Source organism: Flavobacterium sp. JAS, from assembly GCF_020991455.1.
Classification (GTDB): Bacteria; Bacteroidota; Bacteroidia; order Flavobacteriales; family Flavobacteriaceae; genus Flavobacterium.
The window spans coordinates 1-328 of sequence record NZ_JAJMOX010000064.1; the positions used below are offsets into that span (position 1 = coordinate 1).

Below are 328 nucleotides of genomic sequence, written 5' to 3' on the forward strand. Positions count from 1 at the left end.
TGTGAGATTAGCAATCAATATCAGCGTGACCGATCCGGGAACACCAGTAATTACCAAAACAACACAGAATTTCTGTTTAGTTAATGCTCCAACATTTGCAACAATCGACGTAAGTCCAGCGGCAAATATTGTTTGGTATGATGCTTTAACCGGAGGAAACTTGATTCCACCAGCAACAGTATTAACATCTGGAACCTATTATGCAGCGATAAAAGATCCAACAACTACTTGCGAAAGTAATGTGAGATTAGCGATCATAATTAATGTAACTGATCCTGGAACACCAGTAATTACCAACACAACACAGAATTTCTGTTTGGTAAATGCT

The 328-nt window shown here is 38.4% G+C and carries 1 protein-coding gene; it reads left to right on the forward strand.

Annotated elements, in window-relative coordinates:
- On the forward strand, positions 1-328 hold a 328-nt coding region (locus tag LPB88_RS23755), incomplete at both ends, for a hypothetical protein (protein ID WP_230718293.1).